General features: G+C 71.6%; 18 protein-coding genes and 1 pseudogene. 7 read left to right on the top strand and 12 right to left on the bottom strand.

Annotated features, from left to right (window positions below; translation table 11 throughout):
- From ACWEQL_RS30485 to ACWEQL_RS30475, 3 genes and pseudogenes are all read left to right on the top strand, one after another.
- Nucleotides 1-486 (top strand): annotated as a pseudogene (locus ACWEQL_RS30485) (hypothetical protein); the annotation flags it as partial.
- A gap of 33 nt (nt 487-519) precedes the next feature.
- Nucleotides 520-723: a hypothetical protein gene (locus tag ACWEQL_RS30480; protein ID WP_452153570.1), complete on the top strand. Its 204-nt coding sequence runs from the start codon at nt 520-522 to the stop codon at nt 721-723.
- A 153-nt stretch (nt 724-876) separates the two neighbouring features.
- Complete coding sequence (locus ACWEQL_RS30475; protein ID WP_452153569.1) at nt 877-1,317, top strand: helix-turn-helix domain-containing protein; 441 nt, start codon at nt 877-879, stop codon at nt 1,315-1,317.
- Nucleotides 1,318-1,397: 80 nt separating this feature from the next.
- Here the strand turns inward: ACWEQL_RS30475 and ACWEQL_RS30470 are convergent, their stop codons facing one another.
- The 4 genes from ACWEQL_RS30470 to ACWEQL_RS30455 all read right to left on the bottom strand — a co-directional run bounded on the left by ACWEQL_RS30470 (nt 1,398) and on the right by ACWEQL_RS30455 (nt 4,943).
- Nucleotides 1,398-2,000, bottom strand: a complete 603-nt coding sequence (locus tag ACWEQL_RS30470) for a ClpP family protease (protein WP_452153568.1) — start codon at nt 1,998-2,000, stop codon at nt 1,398-1,400.
- 1 nt (nt 2,001) lies between these two features.
- Entirely contained in the window at nt 2,002-2,640 is a 639-nt protein-coding gene (locus ACWEQL_RS30465) for an ATP-dependent Clp protease proteolytic subunit (protein ID WP_452153567.1), read from the bottom strand.
- Nucleotides 2,641-3,104: 464 nt separating this feature from the next.
- Entirely contained in the window at nt 3,105-3,458 is a 354-nt protein-coding gene (locus ACWEQL_RS30460; RefSeq protein WP_452153566.1) for a hypothetical protein, read from the bottom strand.
- Nucleotides 3,459-3,602: 144 nt separating this feature from the next.
- Nucleotides 3,603-4,943, bottom strand: a complete 1,341-nt coding sequence (locus ACWEQL_RS30455) for a M64 family metallopeptidase (RefSeq protein ID WP_452153565.1) — start codon at nt 4,941-4,943, stop codon at nt 3,603-3,605.
- A 322-nt stretch (nt 4,944-5,265) separates the two neighbouring features.
- Between ACWEQL_RS30455 and ACWEQL_RS30450 the strand changes: the two genes are divergently transcribed.
- Entirely contained in the window at nt 5,266-6,810 is a 1,545-nt protein-coding gene (locus tag ACWEQL_RS30450; RefSeq protein ID WP_452153564.1) for a helix-turn-helix domain-containing protein, read from the top strand.
- A gap of 301 nt (nt 6,811-7,111) precedes the next feature.
- Here ACWEQL_RS30450 and ACWEQL_RS30445 read toward each other — a convergent pair whose 3' ends face one another.
- The 3 genes from ACWEQL_RS30445 to ACWEQL_RS30435 form a co-directional block, all read right to left on the bottom strand.
- A complete protein-coding gene (locus tag ACWEQL_RS30445) occupies nt 7,112-7,738 on the bottom strand; it encodes a hypothetical protein (protein WP_452153563.1) in 627 nt (208 codons plus the stop codon).
- 626 nt (nt 7,739-8,364) lie between these two features.
- Nucleotides 8,365-9,144 carry a protein kinase domain-containing protein gene (locus ACWEQL_RS30440; RefSeq protein WP_452153562.1) on the bottom strand — a complete coding sequence of 260 codons (780 nt, stop codon included), beginning with the start codon at nt 9,142-9,144 and terminating at the stop codon, nt 8,365-8,367.
- A 368-nt stretch (nt 9,145-9,512) separates the two neighbouring features.
- Nucleotides 9,513-10,691 (bottom strand): barstar family protein, encoded by a 1,179-nt coding sequence (locus ACWEQL_RS30435; protein WP_452153561.1) that lies wholly within the window; start codon nt 10,689-10,691, stop codon nt 9,513-9,515.
- Nucleotides 10,692-10,955: 264 nt separating this feature from the next.
- On the opposite strand from ACWEQL_RS30435, the gene ACWEQL_RS30430 reads away from it, so the two are divergent.
- Entirely contained in the window at nt 10,956-11,540 is a 585-nt protein-coding gene (locus tag ACWEQL_RS30430; protein WP_452153560.1) for an SMI1/KNR4 family protein, read from the top strand.
- Nucleotides 11,541-11,970: 430 nt separating this feature from the next.
- Here ACWEQL_RS30430 and ACWEQL_RS30425 read toward each other — a convergent pair whose 3' ends face one another.
- The 5 genes from ACWEQL_RS30425 to ACWEQL_RS30405 form a co-directional block, all read right to left on the bottom strand.
- On the bottom strand, nt 11,971-13,434 hold the full coding sequence (locus ACWEQL_RS30425; protein ID WP_452153559.1) for a cytochrome P450: 1,464 nt from the start codon (nt 13,432-13,434) through the stop codon (nt 11,971-11,973).
- A 79-nt stretch (nt 13,435-13,513) separates the two neighbouring features.
- Nucleotides 13,514-14,110: a GTP-binding protein gene (locus ACWEQL_RS30420; protein WP_452153558.1), complete on the bottom strand. Its 597-nt coding sequence runs from the start codon at nt 14,108-14,110 to the stop codon at nt 13,514-13,516.
- A gap of 94 nt (nt 14,111-14,204) precedes the next feature.
- Nucleotides 14,205-14,564, bottom strand: a complete 360-nt coding sequence (locus ACWEQL_RS30415; protein WP_452153557.1) for a DUF742 domain-containing protein — start codon at nt 14,562-14,564, stop codon at nt 14,205-14,207.
- Entirely contained in the window at nt 14,561-14,947 is a 387-nt protein-coding gene (locus ACWEQL_RS30410) for a roadblock/LC7 domain-containing protein (protein ID WP_452153578.1), read from the bottom strand. Before ACWEQL_RS30410 ends, ACWEQL_RS30415 begins: the two co-directional genes overlap by 4 nt.
- Before the next feature lie 17 nt (nt 14,948-14,964).
- The gene (locus ACWEQL_RS30405; RefSeq protein ID WP_452153577.1) at nt 14,965-16,647 is read right to left on the bottom strand and encodes an ATP-binding protein; all 1,683 of its coding nucleotides are present in this window, start codon (nt 16,645-16,647) and stop codon (nt 14,965-14,967) included.
- Nucleotides 16,648-17,312: 665 nt separating this feature from the next.
- On the opposite strand from ACWEQL_RS30405, the gene ACWEQL_RS30400 reads away from it, so the two are divergent.
- Nucleotides 17,313-17,453: a hypothetical protein gene (locus tag ACWEQL_RS30400; protein WP_452153556.1), complete on the top strand. Its 141-nt coding sequence runs from the start codon at nt 17,313-17,315 to the stop codon at nt 17,451-17,453.
- Nucleotides 17,454-17,480: 27 nt separating this feature from the next.
- Nucleotides 17,481-17,762: a hypothetical protein gene (locus ACWEQL_RS30395; protein WP_452153555.1), complete on the top strand. Its 282-nt coding sequence runs from the start codon at nt 17,481-17,483 to the stop codon at nt 17,760-17,762.
- Nucleotides 17,763-17,837: the final 75 nt, after the last annotated feature.

The following is a 17,837-nucleotide window of genomic DNA, read 5'->3' as shown; positions in this document are numbered from 1 at the left end:
TCGGGGATGAACGCGGGCACGGGCACGGGGATGAACGCGGGCACGGGCACGGGGATGAACGCGGGCACGGGCACGGGGATGAACGCGGGCACGGGCACGGGGATGAACGCGGGCACGGGCGCGGGGATGAACGCGGGCACGGGCACGGGGTTGAACACCTACCAGCGGCTGGCCGTCGCACTGCACGAGCTCGGCATGATCAGCCGGCAGAAGGCGGACGAGGCGCTCGCGTCCACCGCCGACCGGGGCGAGCCCGAACCGCAGCGGCGCACCGAGGAGCTGACCGGGGTGCTGGAGCTGTGCGCCGTGGCGCTGCAGGTGCACGGCGAGGACGCCGACGTCGCGCAGGACGCCCACGCCGGCATCCTAAAGGACGCGCAGCGGATGATCGGCGGCGCGCTCACCGTCACCGCCGTGGAACTGGTCGGCGAGATCGGCTCGACGCGGGATCTCGGCTTCACGGTCAACGGCGCGCCGAAGTCCTGACGGATCGAGCAGGAATGCGACGACCACCTCGACATGGGCGCCGTCGAGGAGGGCATCGCCGACCTCGTCCCGGACGGCGAGGACCCGCGGGTCTTCCACCGCGTGCCCAGCGACGACGCGTGCGCCGACGACTACTACCTCCTGGCCACCCCGGGGCAGGCGGCGGCGCTGCGCGACGCGTTCGGCCTGCGCATCGAGGTCCGCGGCCCCGACGGGCTACCCGTGCGCGAGCGGTAGCCGCGGGGTGCGGTGACGGACCGTCCGGGGGCCGGCCCTCCGGGGGCGGGCCCCCGGTGACGGGCTCCCGCCGGCGTCGCCCGAGGCGCGGGCTTCACCCAGGGCAGAACGCCGCCGCCTTCCCCCGGCGCCGCGGATGCCTAGGCTGAAGGGGTGAGCACTCATACGTCGAACGAAGCCCGCGTCATCCCCCTGCGCCCGAAGGCCGCCCCGCCCGCGCCCGCCTCCGGTGGTCCGGCCCGTGCCCCGCAGCGGGCGACCGGGGCGCCGCAGGCACCCGCGCCCAGGGAACCGCTGTGGCGCGACCTCGTCGGCGAGGTGCTGCGGCGCGAACGGCTCGCCCAGGAACGCACGTTGAAGGACGTCGCCCAGACGGCCCGGATCTCGATGCCGTACCTGTCGGAACTGGAACGCGGACGCAAGGAGGCCTCCTCCGAGGTCCTCGCCGCCGCCGCCCGGGCCCTCGGCCTGAGCCTGGGCGACCTACTCTCCCTCGCCCAGAACGACCTGGCCCGCCACACCGCCCGCAGCCGGGTGGAGCGCAGCCGCACCGCGCCCTCGGCGCGCTCCGGCGGGCTCTGCCTCGCCGCCTGACCGATCCGCGCGGGCCGTGGCCGAAGACCTTCGTACCGGTCCTCGGCCACGCCCCGGCAGGGTTCGGCGGGGTTCGGGGCTCAGGCGAACGCCAGACGCCGGCCGAGGACCTCGTCGGCGATCCCGTAGGCGACGGCCTCCTCGGCGGTGAGCACCCTGTCCCGGTCCATGTCCGCACGCAGCGCGGCCACCTCGTGGCCCGTGTGCCGGGCGAGGACCTCCTCCACCTGGGAGCGGATACGGACCATCTCCTTGGCCGCGAGGCTGAGGTCGGAGACGGTGCCCTGGCGGCCGCCGCTGGCGGGCTGGCCGAGCAGCACCCGGGCGTGCCGGAGCACGAACCGCCGCCCGGCATCGCCCCCGGCCAGCAGCACCGCCGCCGTCGAGGCCGCCTGACCGACACAGAACGTGGAGATCGGCGACTGGATGAAGGTCATCGTGTCGTAGATCGCCATGAGCGCGGTGAACGATCCGCCCGGCGAGTTGAGATAGAGGGAGATCTCACGTTCCGGGCTCTGCGACTCCAGATGCAGCAGCTGCGCGATGACGACGTTGGCAAGCGTGTCGTCGATCTCGGTGCCGAGGAAGACGATCCGCTCGTTCAACAACCGGCTGAACACGTCGTAGGAGCGCTCGCCGTGCGCGGTGCGCTCGATGACATAGGGAACCGTGTACGCACCCACGTCACAACCCCATCCGTCGGCGGGAGGCAGCCGGACGGATGTCGGCGACCGACTCCACCACCCGGTCCACGATCCCGTACTGCCTGGCCTGCTCGGCCGTGAACCAGCGGTCCCGGTCGCCGTCGCGCGCGATCGTCTCCTCACTCTGCCCGGTGTGCTCGGCGGTGATCCGCTCGATGGCCTGCTTGGTGAACAGCAGATTCGCAGCCTGGATCTCAATGTCCGAGGCGGTACCTCCGATACCCGCCGAAGGCTGATGCATCATGATCCGCGCATTCGGCAACGCGAACCGCTTACCCGACGCGCCGACCGTGAGCAGGAACTGACCCATACTGGCGGCAAATCCCATCGCCAACGTCGACACGTCATTCGGAATGAGCCGCATGGTGTCGTAGATCGCCAGACCCGCGGTGACCGACCCACCGGGACTGTTGATATACAGACCGATATCCGTACGCGGATCCTCCGCCGACAACAACAACAACTGCGCACACACCCGGTTCGCCGACACATCATCCACCTGCGTACCCAACAACACGATCCGCCGACCGAGCAACTGCGCCGCGAGATGGTCATCGAAACCACCGGACGGGATACCGCCCTCCTGCGCTCGCGGCCAGGACATGCTGAAAAGGCTCATCCGCTCTCCTCATCGAGTCTCGGGCAAGGTTGCCATCGACCCCACTGTCGACCAGGCGAGAGCGCCGGAGGCGATTCCTCTGCCCACCGCAGATGCGCCACAAGCAGAACAGGCCAGCCCCATACGGGCGCGGCGCGACAGGGCGCGGCGCGGCAGGCCCTCGTATACGGGCGCGGCGGGTGCGGCCGGCGCCGGGCGGGTGCGGGTGCGCACGTGGCCGGTCAGGCGGGCGCGGGCGCAGCGGGCCCCCGTACGAGCACGGCACGGCACGGCGGGCCCCCGTGCGAGCACGGCACGGCGGGACGGGTACGGGCACGGCACGGCACGGCACGACGGGACGGGTACGGGCACGGCACGGCACTGCGGGCCCTCGTACGGGCACGGCGGGGCAGGGCAGGGCGCGGCGCAGCGGGACGGGGCGAGGTGGACGGGTGGCCGGGCGGGACGGGTACGGGCGCGGCCGGTCAGACGGGGGCGGGGGTGGCGGTGGCGCGCAGGGCGAACTCGCGGTTGGCGAGGGTCTGACGGCGGTAGACCTCGGGCAGGTCGGGCAGGGTGAGAAGGCGCTCGCACGCGGCGAGCGAGGCCCGCGGGTCGCCCACCCAGTAGGAGGTGATCGAGTACTCGAAGAGCATGCCCCAGCGGTAGACCCAGCGCCGGGTGAACAGCAGGTCCTCCGGCACCGGCACCTCCAGGCCGACGCGGGCGAAGGCATGCGCGGCCCGGTAACGACCCATGCCACGCAGCCGCGAGGAGAGCTCGTAGCAGGCCTCCATACGGGCGGGCCGCACCTCCCAAGCACGGACCAGAGCATCCATCGCGCCCGGCCAATCACCCCCCTCAGCCCGCAGCACACCACACTGCAACAACGCGCAATACACCTCCTCCACCCAACCACCCATCACAACACGACGCTCATACAACGCCACCGCCTCCTCACACTCACCAAGGTCACACAGGTGTCAGCGGGTCACCTGCCAGGACAGGACGTCGGTCAGCGTCGCGCGCAGCTGGGGGTCGATGACGGCGGTGGTGGGGTCGGTGGCGACGGCGGTGAGGTGGTGGCGTACGCGCTTGGGGCCGGGCAGGTGGAGGGAGGCGAGGTCGAGGGTGGTGCGGTCGCGCAGGGCGGTCAGTTCACGTCCGTCGAGGTACCAGCACAGGCGGGTGCCGGGCGCGGGCAGCTCGACGGTGAGGCGGTCGGCGGACGTGAGGAGGGTGGTGGTGGGGGTGGGGCTGGTGAGGGCGGTGGCGTAGCGGTAGAAGCCGGCGATCATGGCCTCGCGGCCGGGGAGGTTGAACTCGCGGCCCAGCGACCGCATGATCGAGTTGTCGGTGGGCCGGTACAGGCCGGTCGGGTGGTAGCCGCCGCCCTCGTACGCGCCGACCGTGCCGCCGTCCGGTGAGGTGCGCCCGAGCCACCGGTACCACTTGGTGCGGGTGCGGCGCAGCTGGTCGGCGTTCAGTTCGCTGATGTTGGCCTCGGCGGGTTCCTCCCCCTCGTAGGGGCCCTGGCCGTCGTAGAAGTACTCGTCGGCGAGCTTGCCCAGGGAGTGGCCGGTCTCGTGGACGGCGACCTGGCCGGAGCGGGGGTTGGCGCCGGAGACGGTGGCGATGCCGGAGTAGCCGAGGGAGGAGACGACGTCGTTGTAGCCGGCGCCGCCGTACTTGGCGCTGTTGGCGACGACGATGACGAGATCGGCACGCGGGGCCTTCGCGGCGTAGCGCTCGACCGCGTCGGTGTCGACACACAGCAGCCGTTCGATGTCCTCGCACCAGAAGTAGGAGCCGAGGGCGGTCCGGCGGACGGTCGCACGGTCCGGATCACCCGTCACACCGGACTCCGCGGACACCGCCTTCACCGCCCACACGTTGAACAACGCCCGGTAGGTGGCGTACGGCTCGACAGCGGTGATCTCCTGCCACTTGGTGGCCGCGTCCGTGAGGAACCGGTCCTGCTCGGCGGCGGTGTAGCCGTCACCGATCACGACGACGTCGAGCTTGTCCCCGCTCTCCCCGCTGCGCACCAGCGCGCTCACCTCGCCATCACCCGGAACGGGAGCGACAGGCCGGGCGGCGGCGTACGGGGAAGCCGCCGGGACCCGGGTACGGGAGATGGCGCCGTCCTCCGCGAACACCTCCACACCGTGCGAGGCGGGGGCCACGGTGCCGCCGGTGGCGGGGCTCGACGTGGCGGCGGTGGCTGGGTCGCCGGCGGCAGTGGCCGGCGGGGCAACGCCCATGCTCAGCGCGGCGAGCACGAGAGCCGCAAGGGCGGCGGTGGTGGAACGGCCATGACGCACGGGAGACCTCCAGGAAGGGCCGGTGACGGACGACGAGGTGACAGGCACGAGCCGGTGCCGGGTGACGACGGGTACGGATGACAACGGATACGGGCGGCCGACGGGCGCGGGGTCCGCGACCGATGGCGACGGACACGGGCCGGGCGACAGGTACGGACGGGCGGGCGCGGGTACGGGTACGGGGCCGGCCGGTACCGGGCGGCTGACGGGCACGAGCCGGTGACGGGCACGACCGGGTGATGTAAGTTGACGATTAATCAGACTTGAATCTGCCGGTTAATCTAGGGCACTACCGTGTCCACGACAATGGGTGGGTGCCGACGTGCCCGACAACGTTCATCCGACCGAAGCAACCACCCCCGCGTCCGCGCACGACGAACCCGAGGCCATCGGAGCCCGCGTCCGACGCCTGCGCCGCCAGCGGGCCCTGACCCAACGCCAGCTCGCCGAACCCGCCTACACCGCCGCGTACGTCTCCACCGTGGAAGCCGGCCGCCTCCAGCCCTCCCAGACCGCGCTGCGCCACCTCGCCCAGCGCCTGGACGTCACCGTCGACGAACTCGCCACCGGCCGCCCCGCCCACCTGGAGGCCGAACTCAAACTCGCCCTCACCGACGCCCACGGCGCCCTCGCCGACGGCGACCACCCGGACGCCACCCGCCGCTTCACCGCCGTCCTCGAACGCGCCGAGAACCACGACATACCCGCCCTGCGGTCCGCCGCCGTCCTGGGACTGGGCGAGTGCGCACTGGAGGGCGGACACCTCGACCAGGCCCGCGAACACTTCGAACACGCCGAACGCCTGCTCGCCGACCAGCCACTGCCCAGGCGCGCCGCCGCCGTCCGCGGCCGCGCCGTCACCCACCTGCTCGCCGGCGAACTCCGCTACGCCTGCTACCTGCTGGAAAACGCCATCGACCAGCTCAACACCAGCGGCCTGCACGACCCCGACGCGCTGCTCCTGCTCTACAGCGCCGCCATCGGCCCCTACATGGACATGGGCGCCCACCTGCGCGCCGCCCACGCCGCCGAACTCGCCCTCGCCCTCGCCCCCCGCGCCACCGACCCCGCCCTGATCGCGGCACTGCACCGCAACGTCGCCCGCACCCTGATCGCCGACGGCCGCACCACCGACGCCGACGCCTCCCTCGCCAAGGCACAAGAGCTCTACCAACAGCTACGCCTGGAATCCGACCTCGCCAAATGCCACTGGATGCGCGGCTACCTCCACGCCCAGACCGGCGACCTCACCCACGCCGAACACGAACTGCGCACCGCCCGCGCCATCCTCACCCGCCGACGGGCCGAGCTGTTCACCCAGCAGATCGACGTCGAACTCGCCGACGTCCTACGCCGCCAAGGCCACCACCACCAGGCCGCCACCCTCCTGCACGACCTCCTCCACCGCCTCGGCCCCGACCGCGGCGCCGTCCACGCCGCCGGCGCCCACCGCCTCCTCGGCCTCATCGCCGAACACCACGACGACACCGACACCGCCGAACACCACTACACCACCGCCCTCACCCTCCTGCAGCGGGCCGAAGCCACAGGCGACCTCGCAGACCTCTGCCGACTCCTCGGCGACCTGCTCCGCCGCACCGGCCGCACCGAAGCCGCCCTCGACGTCTACCGCACCGGCCTCGCCCACCACCCCACCCCCGGCACCACCACCCTCGGCCCCGCCCCCACCCACCCCCCGATCCCCACCGACACCACCCGACCCGCCACCTCACCACCAACCCCGAAACCCACCCCACACCCATCGACCAGCACCACCACCGACAGAACGGCAGCCACCACGACCGACGGCACAGCAGGCGGCCACGCAAAGCCGGCCACCGACCCACTCGCCACCGGGCAACAATGACGGCGGAGGCCGGGCCGGGCTCCCGGGGAGCTTCCGGGCCGGGCCCGACGACCCACCCCGCACCGGTGGCACGCCGGCGGCACGGCGCCCGCAGTGGCCGGGCCGGCCGCCTGGCCGAAGGCCTCGCGGCGGATCAGGACTGCACGCGGGTCATGGTGACGTTGCCCGGGCCGGTGGGGTCGTCGAGACCCGACCGGCGTGCCCATCGGCTGCCGGTGGTGCTGCTTCCCGGGTTCGGCCCGGTGTCGGTCCGATTGCGCGATCACACAGGCCGACACGGTTCACGGGGTTCGGGTGCGGTTCACGGCTCCGGGGTGAACAGATGGGCCCGGGTGATCCCGGCCTTGCGCAACTCGTCGGCGACGATGCGCAGCACGGTGCGGGCCATGTGCGGGAAGATCATGCCTTTGCAGTCCAGCCAGACCTCCGGGACCTCGGGGTGGATGCCGACGTAGTTGGGGCTGTAGAGGTCGGTGTCGTCGATGATCTCCTCGGCCTCTTCGGGTGGGAGTTCGCGGCCGTCTTCGAGGACTGCCCACAGCCGGTTCTCGGCGGCGGCGGTGAGCGCGGCGAGGGCGAGGTCGTGGTCGTCCGATCGGACGGCGATCGAGAAGTCCTGGGTGAGCGCGCCGCCGTTCTCACCCCCGATGATGCGCAAGAGGTCGCGGTCCGTCGTGATGCCGCCGGGCTCGCTCTCGGCGAGGACGGCTCGGCTCATCCAGTAGGCGGCCTGGGTCGGTACCTCCTGGCAGGCATCGGCGATGCGCCAGAGCATGACCGGGTCCGGGTGTCGTGCGGCCTCCTCGAACCGGGCGCGGGCCACGTCCCAGCCGTCGATCCCGTCCTCTTCCAGAATCCGGCAGCCACGCTGGAACAGTGCCTCGGCGTCGATGGCGGCGGTGGGCAGTAACGTCGTCTCATCGTCCATGTGGTCATGCCTAGCACGAGACACTGACAGCCGATCTGTCCATGAGACCCCCTCGGAGAGTGGCTCTGGTCCACCTTCTGGCCGTACGGACCTGCTCTTCGGCTGTGGCGAACACGCCCTTGGCGAAACGGCGTTCCAGCATGAGCTCGCTGGCGACCTGTCCGTCTTCGGCGTCGAACTCCAGACCTCCGACAAAGGCGTTGATCGCCAAGACCGTCACTACCTCGACGTGATGCAGAAGTACACGGCTTGACATCGCTGATTCCTCAGAATGATCCGGTTGACGTGGCCTTCGACGACGCCGGAGTTCCAGGGAAGGGTGAGGCCTGCTATGACGGCGATGACGGCGAACACTGCCCGGGCATCGTTCACATGAAGCAGCAGCGTTCGGTCGGCTCTTCGGGCGTGAGCCACCGATCCCGACCGGTGCAGAGGTTCACGAGAAATGACGTCGCGAAACGACGAGGCGCGTGACCGAGACGCGGACCTTGGGCCAAGGGGTCAGCACGCGACCGGGCCGCCGCCGATCCGAACGTCCACCGCAGCGGGCACGCCCCGCTCTCGCCCGGCGGGCAGGAACGGCGGAAGTACAGAGCTTGCCTCGAAGGGGCGGGGTCCGCACGCCGTCAGACGGTCACCGCGATCGCGTACGCCGTCACCGCGCTCAGCGCGGCGCACATCACTACGACCAGTACGATCTGCACCCGCCGCCCCGGCCGCCGGTGGATCCACGACGGCCGCGCCACAACCGGCCGCCGAGGCCGCTCCGCCAGTGGCTCCAGTGGCTCCACCGGCCGTGCTTCGGTCAGCTCCTGCGCCAGTCGGCGCAGCCGGGCGGCGAACTCCTCGGTCAGCTGCGGGTCCTGCTCGCAGGGCGCCTCCCGCAGTTGTGCGATCAGCGTGCCGAGTTCGCCCAGTGAGCCGGGCGGTACCGGGAGTCCGAGCAGTTGGTCCATCGTGTCGCCGAGCGCGGCCAGGTCGCACCTGTGCGCCGGGGCGGCCGTGCCGAAGCCGAGGATCTTCACGGCTCCACTCGGGGTGAGCATCAGGTCGGCGGGATCGATCGCGCCGTACGTCATCCCGGCCCGGTGCGCGACGACCAGGGCCTGCGCGATCTGGGCCCCGAAGCCCGCGACCTGGGCCGGGCGGAACCCGCCGTCCAGCAGGTGGTCGTCCAGTGTGAGCCCGTCGAGCCGTTCCATGGCGAGGAACGGCCTTCCCTCGTGCTCACCCACCTCGAGCACCGTGACGATCCCGGGGTGCCGCAGCCGGGCGGCCGGCCCCGGCGTCCGGGCCAGTATCCTCACCACCACCGGCTGCCCCGACCCGGTGTCGTGCGCGAACCAGACCGCCCCCCAGCCGGACTCGATCCGGTACCGACCGCCGACCAGACTGCCGATCTCCACACCCGCCCCCAACCCCTCGACCCCAGCCGCCCGGCAAGCACACGACGGCCGAGGTGATCAGTGTGCCGCAACCCTCATCCCGCCCTGTCCCGTCGGCCACGGCCCTCAGCAGGGCCCGGCCCTTCGCGGCGCCAACCGGCCACCGAAAGCCGAACCACCACCCTCGAACCGCCCGACCGCACACCTCACGGCACCGCCGCCCCGGCCAGGCGACCGTCATCCTCGACCGGGCCCAGGTCGAGCAACTGCACGACACCCTCACCGCATGGTTGAGCACAAGCGAGCGATGACACCGCCCCACCATCGACACGAGCGAGGTCCCGCCCAGGCCGTCCCCACCCGGGGCCATTCATCCGGGCGTCCGCGAATCAGCGGAGCACGACCGTGACGCCACGCTGTTCGAGGAGCCGCACGATCTCCTCGACGTAGGAGAGACCGTCTTCCGGATCCCCGATGACCTCCGCCAACGCGCGGCGCGCGACCCCGAAATCGTGCCAGGTCAGGGTGAACGGCGGCACCACACCGAATCCACCGCTCAGGCAGTCCTTGAAGGAGTCCCACTCCCGCCCGAAGTAGCGCCCGGGCCCGAGCAGAGCCTCGGCCATCGCGCAGTGCAGCCCGGGGACGTCCGTCACGAACCGGCCGTCGAGATGGTACTCACCGCCGCAGCGATCCGGCCGCGGCGCGGGCACCCGCCGGCCACGAGTGGTGAGGTCCAGCCACGCGGCCCTGCCCCGCGCGTCGTACCGCGCCCACATGTTGGGCCCTGCCGGCGGGCCCTGGTACCACTGCGCCCAGACCGGGCGCTCCGCCGGTGACGGCCGGTCGTCCCCACCATCGGTGAGGGTGATGTCGAGGAGCGTCCCGCCGAGCACGGACGGCCGCGCCCCGGTGATCGCCAGACCCACCGTGCGGGAGGCCATCACGTCACCATGACGGTCCAGCACCAGCAGGTACGCCCAAGCCCCCTCCGACCGACGGGGGCGGCGCAGCACCGCGAGCAGGGGCTCCGCCGGCTCACAGCCGATCAGCTCCATCGCCACGGGGGCCGGGTCCACCCGCTTCTCGAACAGGCCGTCCACCGCGGAGCACCTGCCCACACCTGCCGCGGCGAGCGTCGTTCCCGCGAAGAGCTCGAAGCGCGGCACCGCAGGCACGTCGAAGGAGCTCTCCTCACACCTGACACCGGCGCCGAGCACGATGTCGTACCGCGCCGGATCGTCCGCATCGGGCCGGTGAGTCACCACGGCCGCATCGGCGAGAGTCCACCACTGCACGGGCATCTCGCCGTCCCAGACCTCGACGCGCACATCGCCCAGGCTCCGCGGCGAGGCGTCGGGCCCGGCCAGGACCTCGCTCAGAAGACCGTCGGGGTGGCACCCGCGCAGGGTCAGGACCTCCCGCGGCAGCGGAACCGGGTCGACGAACAGCCCCTCGACGCCCGCGCACCTCCCCCAGAGCCGCTCCACGCCATCGTCGTCCTCCTGGACCAGGAGGTACCGCACCGGAAAGCCCCGGTCCCACCAGCCATGATCCTCGATGCGCACCCAACCCCCGAACCTCCGAGCAACCCTACGCACCCACGATACGGACCCACCCCACCCAACGCGGATGCAGGACGGCTGCCCACCCTCCGGTCACGGCCCGCCAGCGGCGCCCAGACCCGAACCATCACGGCCAACAGCCCGCGGAGCCTCCGTACGCCGGGTGCTGGCACCTCCCCTGTCCGGCTGTGGAGCGTCAAGGGATGTGGCTTCTGCAGGAGTCACTCTCGACCCGGCTTCGTCGTGGCGGCGTGGAAGGATCTGGCCGTGATCGAACCGCCGAAGAACGTCATCGACCCAGTGATCCCGCCTGTAGCGGCCTCATGGAAGCGCATCGACGCCTGGCTCGCCCAGCACGCTCCCACCAGCGCCGCCGCGCTCCGTCCGCCGGCCACGCCCGAGGCCATCGACCGGGCGGAATCGCTCATCGGCTTGCCGCTGCCGTCCGACCTTCGTGAGTCGTTGCTCTGCCACAACGGGGACGGCTTCCCCGGTGCACTGCCGTGCGGACCCCTGTATCCGGTCGAGGAGATCGTCGCGATCCGCCTCATGCGGATGAGTATCTGGGAGGCCGACGACCCCGACCAGTTGGAGACCCCCTGGTGGGGAACCTCGTGGATCCCGTTCGCCGGTGGTGACGGCGATGACCACTTCATCGACGCCGAGCCCGGGATGTGGCACAACCATCTGGGGTACGCGGCTCATGACGATCAGGGCTACTTCCTCGGCTGGCCGACCCTCGGAGCCTGGCTCCACCACGTCGCGGACGCGATGGAGGACTTCGAACGGCGGGAACGTGCCGGCGCCGTCCCGCGTCCCGTGCCCACCGCCGACGGCGAGGTCGACTGGTAGGGCATCCCGCGATCCGCCGGCCCTCGGCCGCGAAGCTCGTACGCCGTGGTGTCGCGCCGACCTGAGCTCAGTCACGGTCTCAGGCCGGTGACGGCTCCGGGAACCGACCGATGGCCGCGGTCGCGGCGGCCCCGGGCGCCGACAGGGCTCCCTCCGCCATCGTGGAAGGCGGTCCCGACAAGGTCTTCGACTCGCTGACGTACGGCAACTTCGACGCCGAGGAAGCTCTGATCGAGCGGGAGGGCGTCTTCACCGGTCACAGCTTCGAGGAACTCCTCAACGCTGACGTGCCCGACGTCGTTGCCGCCCCGCGCGACGGCGTCCCGAACGACAATGAACTCCCCCGGCTACCGGCGGACAGCAGGCGACCAGGAACCGGGCCTCCCGGAACCTTCCGGGTGCCGGCGGCCGGAGGGGGTGGGCGGCTTGGTCAGCGGCGTAGCAGGCGGCGGAGGGTCGTCCACCAGTTGCCGTGGCGTTGTGGGGGGATGGCGGGGACTGCGGTCTGGGCCGGGTCCGGTGTCGCGGTGGCGGGGATGGTCGGGGGTGGGGTGGTGGGTGTGCTGACGACGGCCATGGGAGCCGTGGGGGTGGTGTGGTGGGTGGGGGCGGGGGTGGTGCGGGGGGTGAAGTCGACGGGGAGGGCCTGCAGGTGGCGGGAGATCCAGGCGGAGGTCCAGATCAGGTCTTCTTCGGGGACGGAGAGTTCGAGGTCGGGTAGGCGGGTGAGCAGGATGTCGATGCTGGTTTCGGCGATGGCGCGGCCGATGTCCTGGCCGGGGCATTCGTGGGGGCCGCTGCCGAAGGCGAGGTGGGAGCGGTTGCCGTGGAGGGGTTCGGTCGGGTCGGGGCGGACGGCGGGGTCGGTGTTGCCGGCGGCGATGCCGATGAGGAGCATGTCGCCGGCCTTGATCCGCTGGCCGCCGAGTTCGGTGTCGCCGGTCGCCCAGCGGCCGGCGACCAGGGACATGGGTGCGGAGTCCCACAGGACCTGGTCCAGGGCGTCGGGCAGGGTCAGGTTGCCGCCGGACAGGTGGGCGCGGAAGCGGCGGTCGGTGAGGACGAGTTTGAGGGTGTCCGCGATCAGGTTGACGGTCGTCTCGTTCGCGGCGAGCAGGACCACGCGGAGGTGTTCCATCACCTCGTCGTCGCTCAGTTCCGCGCGGTGTTGCATCAGCCAGGTCACCAGGTCGGCGCCGGGTTCGGCGCGTTTGCGTTCCATGGTGCGGCGTAGTGAGGCGACGACGTACTCGTTGCTGGCGACCGCGGTGGCGGTGCCTTTCATGAGGTCGCGGGCGGCTTCGACCAGGCGGGGGCCGTATTCGTCGGGCATGCCGAGGAGTTGGGTCATGACGAGCATGGGGAGGTGTTCGGCGAACTGGGAGACGAGTTCCGCGCGGCCGGTGGGGCCGAATTCGTGGATGAGTTCGTCGGTGAAGCGGGTGACGTGGCGGCGGATGCCGCGTCCGTCGAAGCGGTTGAGGCCGTCGGTGACGGCGCCGCGCAGGCGCCGGTGTTCCTGGCCGTCGGCGAACACGCACAACGGCTGCCAGGCGATCACCGGCGTCAGTGGGGAGTCGGGGGCGACCTTGCCCTCCTGGAACGCCGACCAGCGTCGTGAGTCCCGTGAGAAGCGGGAGGGGGTGCGCAGGGCGGTCAGGTTCGCGGCGTGGCTGAGGACCAGCCACGCCGGCAGGTCGCCGTGGAGCAGTACGGGGGCGACCTCGCCGTGTTCGGCCCGCAGTTTCTCGTAGAGGCCGCCCGGGTCCGCCTCGGCCTCGGGGCCGTAGAGCCGGCGCAGGCCCGCCGCGCCCAGGCCGTGGGTGCCGAGGCCGTGCGCGGGACAGCCGGGCGGCGGGGTGAGGGGGGCATCGTCGGGGAACGGGCTGGTCACGGCATCTCCGGGGTCGGCACGGGTGGGCGGTCGTGAACGGGCATGGCGCACGGGCGGCTGCTGCGCGGCGGTGGGTGGGTCAGGGGGTGGGTGGGGTGGTCGTGAGGTCGTGGAGGTAGCGCATCAGGGACATCAGGACGTCGCGGCTGGAGGTGCGCAGGCGGGCGTCGCAGGTGACGATCGGTACCTGTGGGGGCAGGTCGAGGGCGGTGCGAAGGTCGTCGAGGGGGTGGGTGGGGGAGGTGGGGAAGGCGTTGACGGCGACGACGAACGGCACCCCGCGGTCCTCCAGGCGTTCGATCACCTCGAAGCTGACCTCCAGACGGCGGGTGTCGACCAGCACGACCGCACCGAGGGCTCCTTCGAACAGGCCGTTCCACAGGAACCAGAAGCGTTCCTGTCCGGGGGTGCCGAACACGTACAGGACCAGCTCGTCGGTAATGCTGATGCGGCCGAAGTCCATCGCGACGGTGGTGCTGGTCTTGCGTTCCACCCCGGCGGTGTCGTCGACGTCGGCGCCGGCCTGTGTCATGGTCTCCTCGGTCGTCAGCGGACGGATCTCACTGACCGAGCCGACCAGGGTGGTCTTCCCGACCCCGAACCCGCCGACGACCACCACCTTGACCGCCATCGTCGCGGTTGCGGGGAGCAGATCGGCGCCGCGCGGCCCGGGCACGCCGGCCGGGCCGAGGAGCGTGGCGGGCGTGCCCGGGGCCGTCCCCGGAGGTGCCGTGTGTGTGATGGGTGTCCTCGTGAGGTCCGCGAGTGGTTCAGAGTTTCTGTAGTCCATGCATCACCGCCTCCAGAAGGGCTCGGTCGGGAAGGATCGCCTGCGCGACGGCGGAGCGTGCCTCGATCCACTCCTCGGCGAGGAGGTCCGTCAGCAGTACGTCGACCGCGCTCATCGGCAGCCGCAGGTACGCGGAGATCTCCGCGGCGGACAACGGGGCTGCGCAGATCCGCAGGATCGCCGCGTGCTCCGGCTGCATCGCCGGCGACGGCTCCGCGCGGGCGACGATCAGGGTGACCAGGTCGAACGGGACGGGCCCGGCCGCGGCGCCACGCCCGCGCGTGATCACGTACAGGCGCTCCGGAATGCCCTCCTCCCAGTCCCGGCCGGCACCGCTCACGCGACCTGCTCGCCGGAACGCGGGGGCGTGGTGAGATGCTCACCGATCCGCGCGACCAGGTCTCTCATCCGCTGCCCCATCAGACCGGCGTCCACCGCGTCGTCGGCCAGCACCGCGAGGTAGGCACGGGCGCCGGCCGCCATCAGGTAGAAGAACCCGCCGCCCATCTCGATCACGACCATCCGCATCCGGCCGTCACCGTGCGGGAACTCGTGCCCCACCGCCGCCGCCAGGCTCTGCAACCCGGCACACGCCGCGGCCAGACGGTCCGCGGTGTCGGTCTCGGTGCCGTGCTGGGCCATCCGCAGACCGTCCGCGGACAGCACCACGATGTGCCGGGTGTGCGGGACACTGTCCGCCAGATCCTTCAGCATCCAGTCCATGTTGCTCCGCTGCGAAATCACGACCGGCCCTCTCCAGAACACTCATCACTACCAACCGGACCGGCTGCGCCACCGACCGACGACGCACGCCCGTTCAGTCCCTCGTTGAACGCCTCCAGCCACAACCCCGGCTGCACCGCCTCCCCGCCACCGGCCGCACCACCACCACCGGAACCCGTGCCCGTGGTGCCGGTACCCGTGGTGCCGGTACCGCTGGTGGTACCGGCCGCCGCCGGGGACCCGGACGCTCCGACAGCCCCCGACGCCCCGGTGGACGCGGCACGGTGGGCCACACTGCGGCGTCTGCGCTGCGGCAGACCGTTCGCGGCCCGCTCGGTCACCACCGGCACCTCGTCGTCCAGGTCCGGCGGGAACGCCGGCCCGGGAACGACCGGCCGCCCCACCACCGACGACCCGAACGACGACCCCGCGGAGGACGCCCCCCCGAACGACGACCCCGCGGAGGACGGGCCGGCGGCGACGGCCTGGCGGCGCCTGGTCCCGGTCATCGGCCGCGGACCCAACGCCGCACCGATCCCGTGCGCCAGACCCGTACCCGGCGCCGTGGTGATGTAACGCTGCGGCACGATCAGCACCGCCCGCACACCCCCGTACGCCGACGGGCGCAGCGAGACCTGGAATCCGTAGGCCTGGCAGAGCCGGCCGACCACGGCCAGGCCCAGGCGTGGTGTCTCGCCGAGGTCGTTGAGGTCGATCCCGGCCTGCGCGTCCCGCAGCATCCGCTCCGCGCGGGCCCGGCCCTCCTCGCTGAGGCTCAGGCCGCCGTCCTCGATCTCCACCGCGATGCCCGACTGCACCTCCGCCGCGGTCAGGTGGACCTTCGTGCTCGGCGGCGAGTAGCGGGTGGCGTTGTCGAGGAGCTCGGCGAGGGCGTGGATCAGCGGCTCGACGGCGGGCCCCACGACGGCGACGTCGGAGACCGGGTGCAACTCCACCCGCTGGTAGTCCAGGATCCTCGACATCCCGCCGCGCAGAACGCTGTAGAGCGGCACCGCCTTGCTCCACTGCCGCCCCGGACGCGCACCACCCAGCACCGCGATACTGTCCGCCAGACGCCCCGCCAGCGCGTTCCCGTGATCCAGCTGCAGCAGGTCCGTGAACACCGCCGGGCTGTGACCGTGCCGGTCCTCCATCTCCCGCAGATCCTGCGCCTGACGGTGGATGATCGCCTGCACCCGCCGCGCGATGTTCACGAACGCGCGCTGCGCGGACTCGCGCAACGCCTCCTCGTTGTCCACGGCCTCCAGCACCGAGCGCAGCACGGCCTGCCGGGCGGCGCGGAAGTCCGCACCGACAGCATCGTCGTGGAACTCACACGCCCGCAACACCTCCTCCACCACCCCGCCGTGCTGCAACCGCGCCACCGCCTCCGGCAGAGCCACCCTGGCCAGCAGCAGCATCTCCGCCTCCTGCCGCGCCAACCGCGCCTGCAACTCCCTCTCCCGGTGGGCGTGCCGTTCCTTGAACGCCGCCAACGCGCGCCCCCGCCGCGCCGCCTCCGCGCACGCCACACCGACCAGCACGGTCGCGGCCAGCCCACACCACACCACACCGGTGCGGGCCCCGGCCGACACCAGCGACGCAGCCGCAACCGCAGCGGCCGCCGTTATGACCGGAGGCACAACAGCCACCAGGGAAGCCGAACGCCACCCCCGGCCGGACGACCCAGCACCACGCATCCACAACCTCACAACCCGAACGACACCAGCGGAAAGGGACAAGCGGATGAGGGCACAGGAGTAGGGACACACCCGCCGAACACCACCGGGCAAAGGAACGGGACTCCAGCCGGAAACCACCAACCCCGGGAGATGCTGGCACCACACTCCCCCTCACACCGCCCCGACGGACCACCCACGCCACCAAGTCCCCCAACCGAGCGGAACATCCATGCAAACCACCACAACGCAAAGGCAGATGTGGTATCGGGGCACCGTCAGGCAGGCGGATCGGCAGCGTCTCCGCACGCGCTCGCACCGCGACAGGTACCGGAAAGAGCACGTCGCAAGCCCGATGAAGGGTGGGGCAGGTGCTCCCTCCTACGCTTACGGCATCGACGAGGGAGAACACATGGAACTCACCAGGCCGGTTCCGGAGCGAGCGCTCGGGCCGTACCCGTTGAACCACGAGGGAATCGCCTCCCTGTTGGCGCGCTACGAGTTCGGCGACTCCTGCCTCCGGAATCCAGGCGCTCGGCCGGCTCCGAGGATGTCACGGCGGCCGCCACGACGAGGTCGAACGACAAGCTGAAGCGTGGCCACGGAAGTCGGTTGGCACAGCCACCGGACAGGCCTACCCTCGGCCTCGTGATCCAGGAGGGAACGACGGTTTGCGGAGCTACCGGGTGGGAGCGGTCCGCGCCGAACTGCGCGCCCTCGCCATCGGTGACGACCGTGAGGGCATGCTCGAAGGAACGGCGCACCTGCACGGTGCTGCAGGCCACGACGCGAGCGTGACGGTCGCCGCAGCAAACGAGTGGTCGTGAGAGACCGTCCGCTGCGATCATGTCGCGGTGAACGCGGATCTCCCGGACGGATGGACCATCGAGCGGGTCCGCTCGGCATCGGGCGATGCCGAAGCGGATCTGCTCTCGCTTGAACGGCTCGTCGTCGTCGAACAGCACGGCTCCGCCGACTACGACGTCCTCCGGCCCGACATCATCCTTTCCTTCCACGACCTGTGTCTTGCGCGCGCCGAGGACGACTGGTTCATGGGACAGCTCGACACCGATGGCTCGGTGATCTGCTGGGCCTCCTACGGCCCCGACCTGGCCGAAGCCATCCGTGGGTTGTGAGCCGGCCCCGCGAGGCCCCCCCGGCCGTGGGGGGCGGGGGGGGGCGGGGGCGGGGCGGGGGGTGGGGCCCCGGGG

Source organism: Kitasatospora sp. NPDC004240 (assembly GCF_053603215.1).
Note: the sequence above shows the minus strand (reverse complement) of the source record. Positions and strands in the feature narration are given on the sequence as shown.

Bases quoted from the DNA above. Each gene is read 5' to 3' on its own strand.
- ACWEQL_RS30405 (WP_452153577.1), bottom strand. From the start codon at position 16,647: ATGCGTGGTGCTGGGTCGTCCGGCCGGGGGTGGCGTTCGGCTTCCCTG.
- ACWEQL_RS30460 (WP_452153566.1), bottom strand. From the start codon at position 3,458: ATGGATGCTCTGGTCCGTGCTTGGGAGGTGCGGCCCGCCCGTATGGAG.
- ACWEQL_RS30410 (WP_452153578.1), bottom strand. From the start codon at position 14,947: ATGGACTGGATGCTGAAGGATCTGGCGGACAGTGTCCCGCACACCCGG.
- ACWEQL_RS30480 (WP_452153570.1), top strand. From the start codon at position 520: ATGGGCGCCGTCGAGGAGGGCATCGCCGACCTCGTCCCGGACGGCGAG.
- ACWEQL_RS30465 (WP_452153567.1), bottom strand. From the start codon at position 2,640: ATGAGCCTTTTCAGCATGTCCTGGCCGCGAGCGCAGGAGGGCGGTATC.
- ACWEQL_RS30445 (WP_452153563.1), bottom strand. From the start codon at position 7,738: ATGGACGATGAGACGACGTTACTGCCCACCGCCGCCATCGACGCCGAG.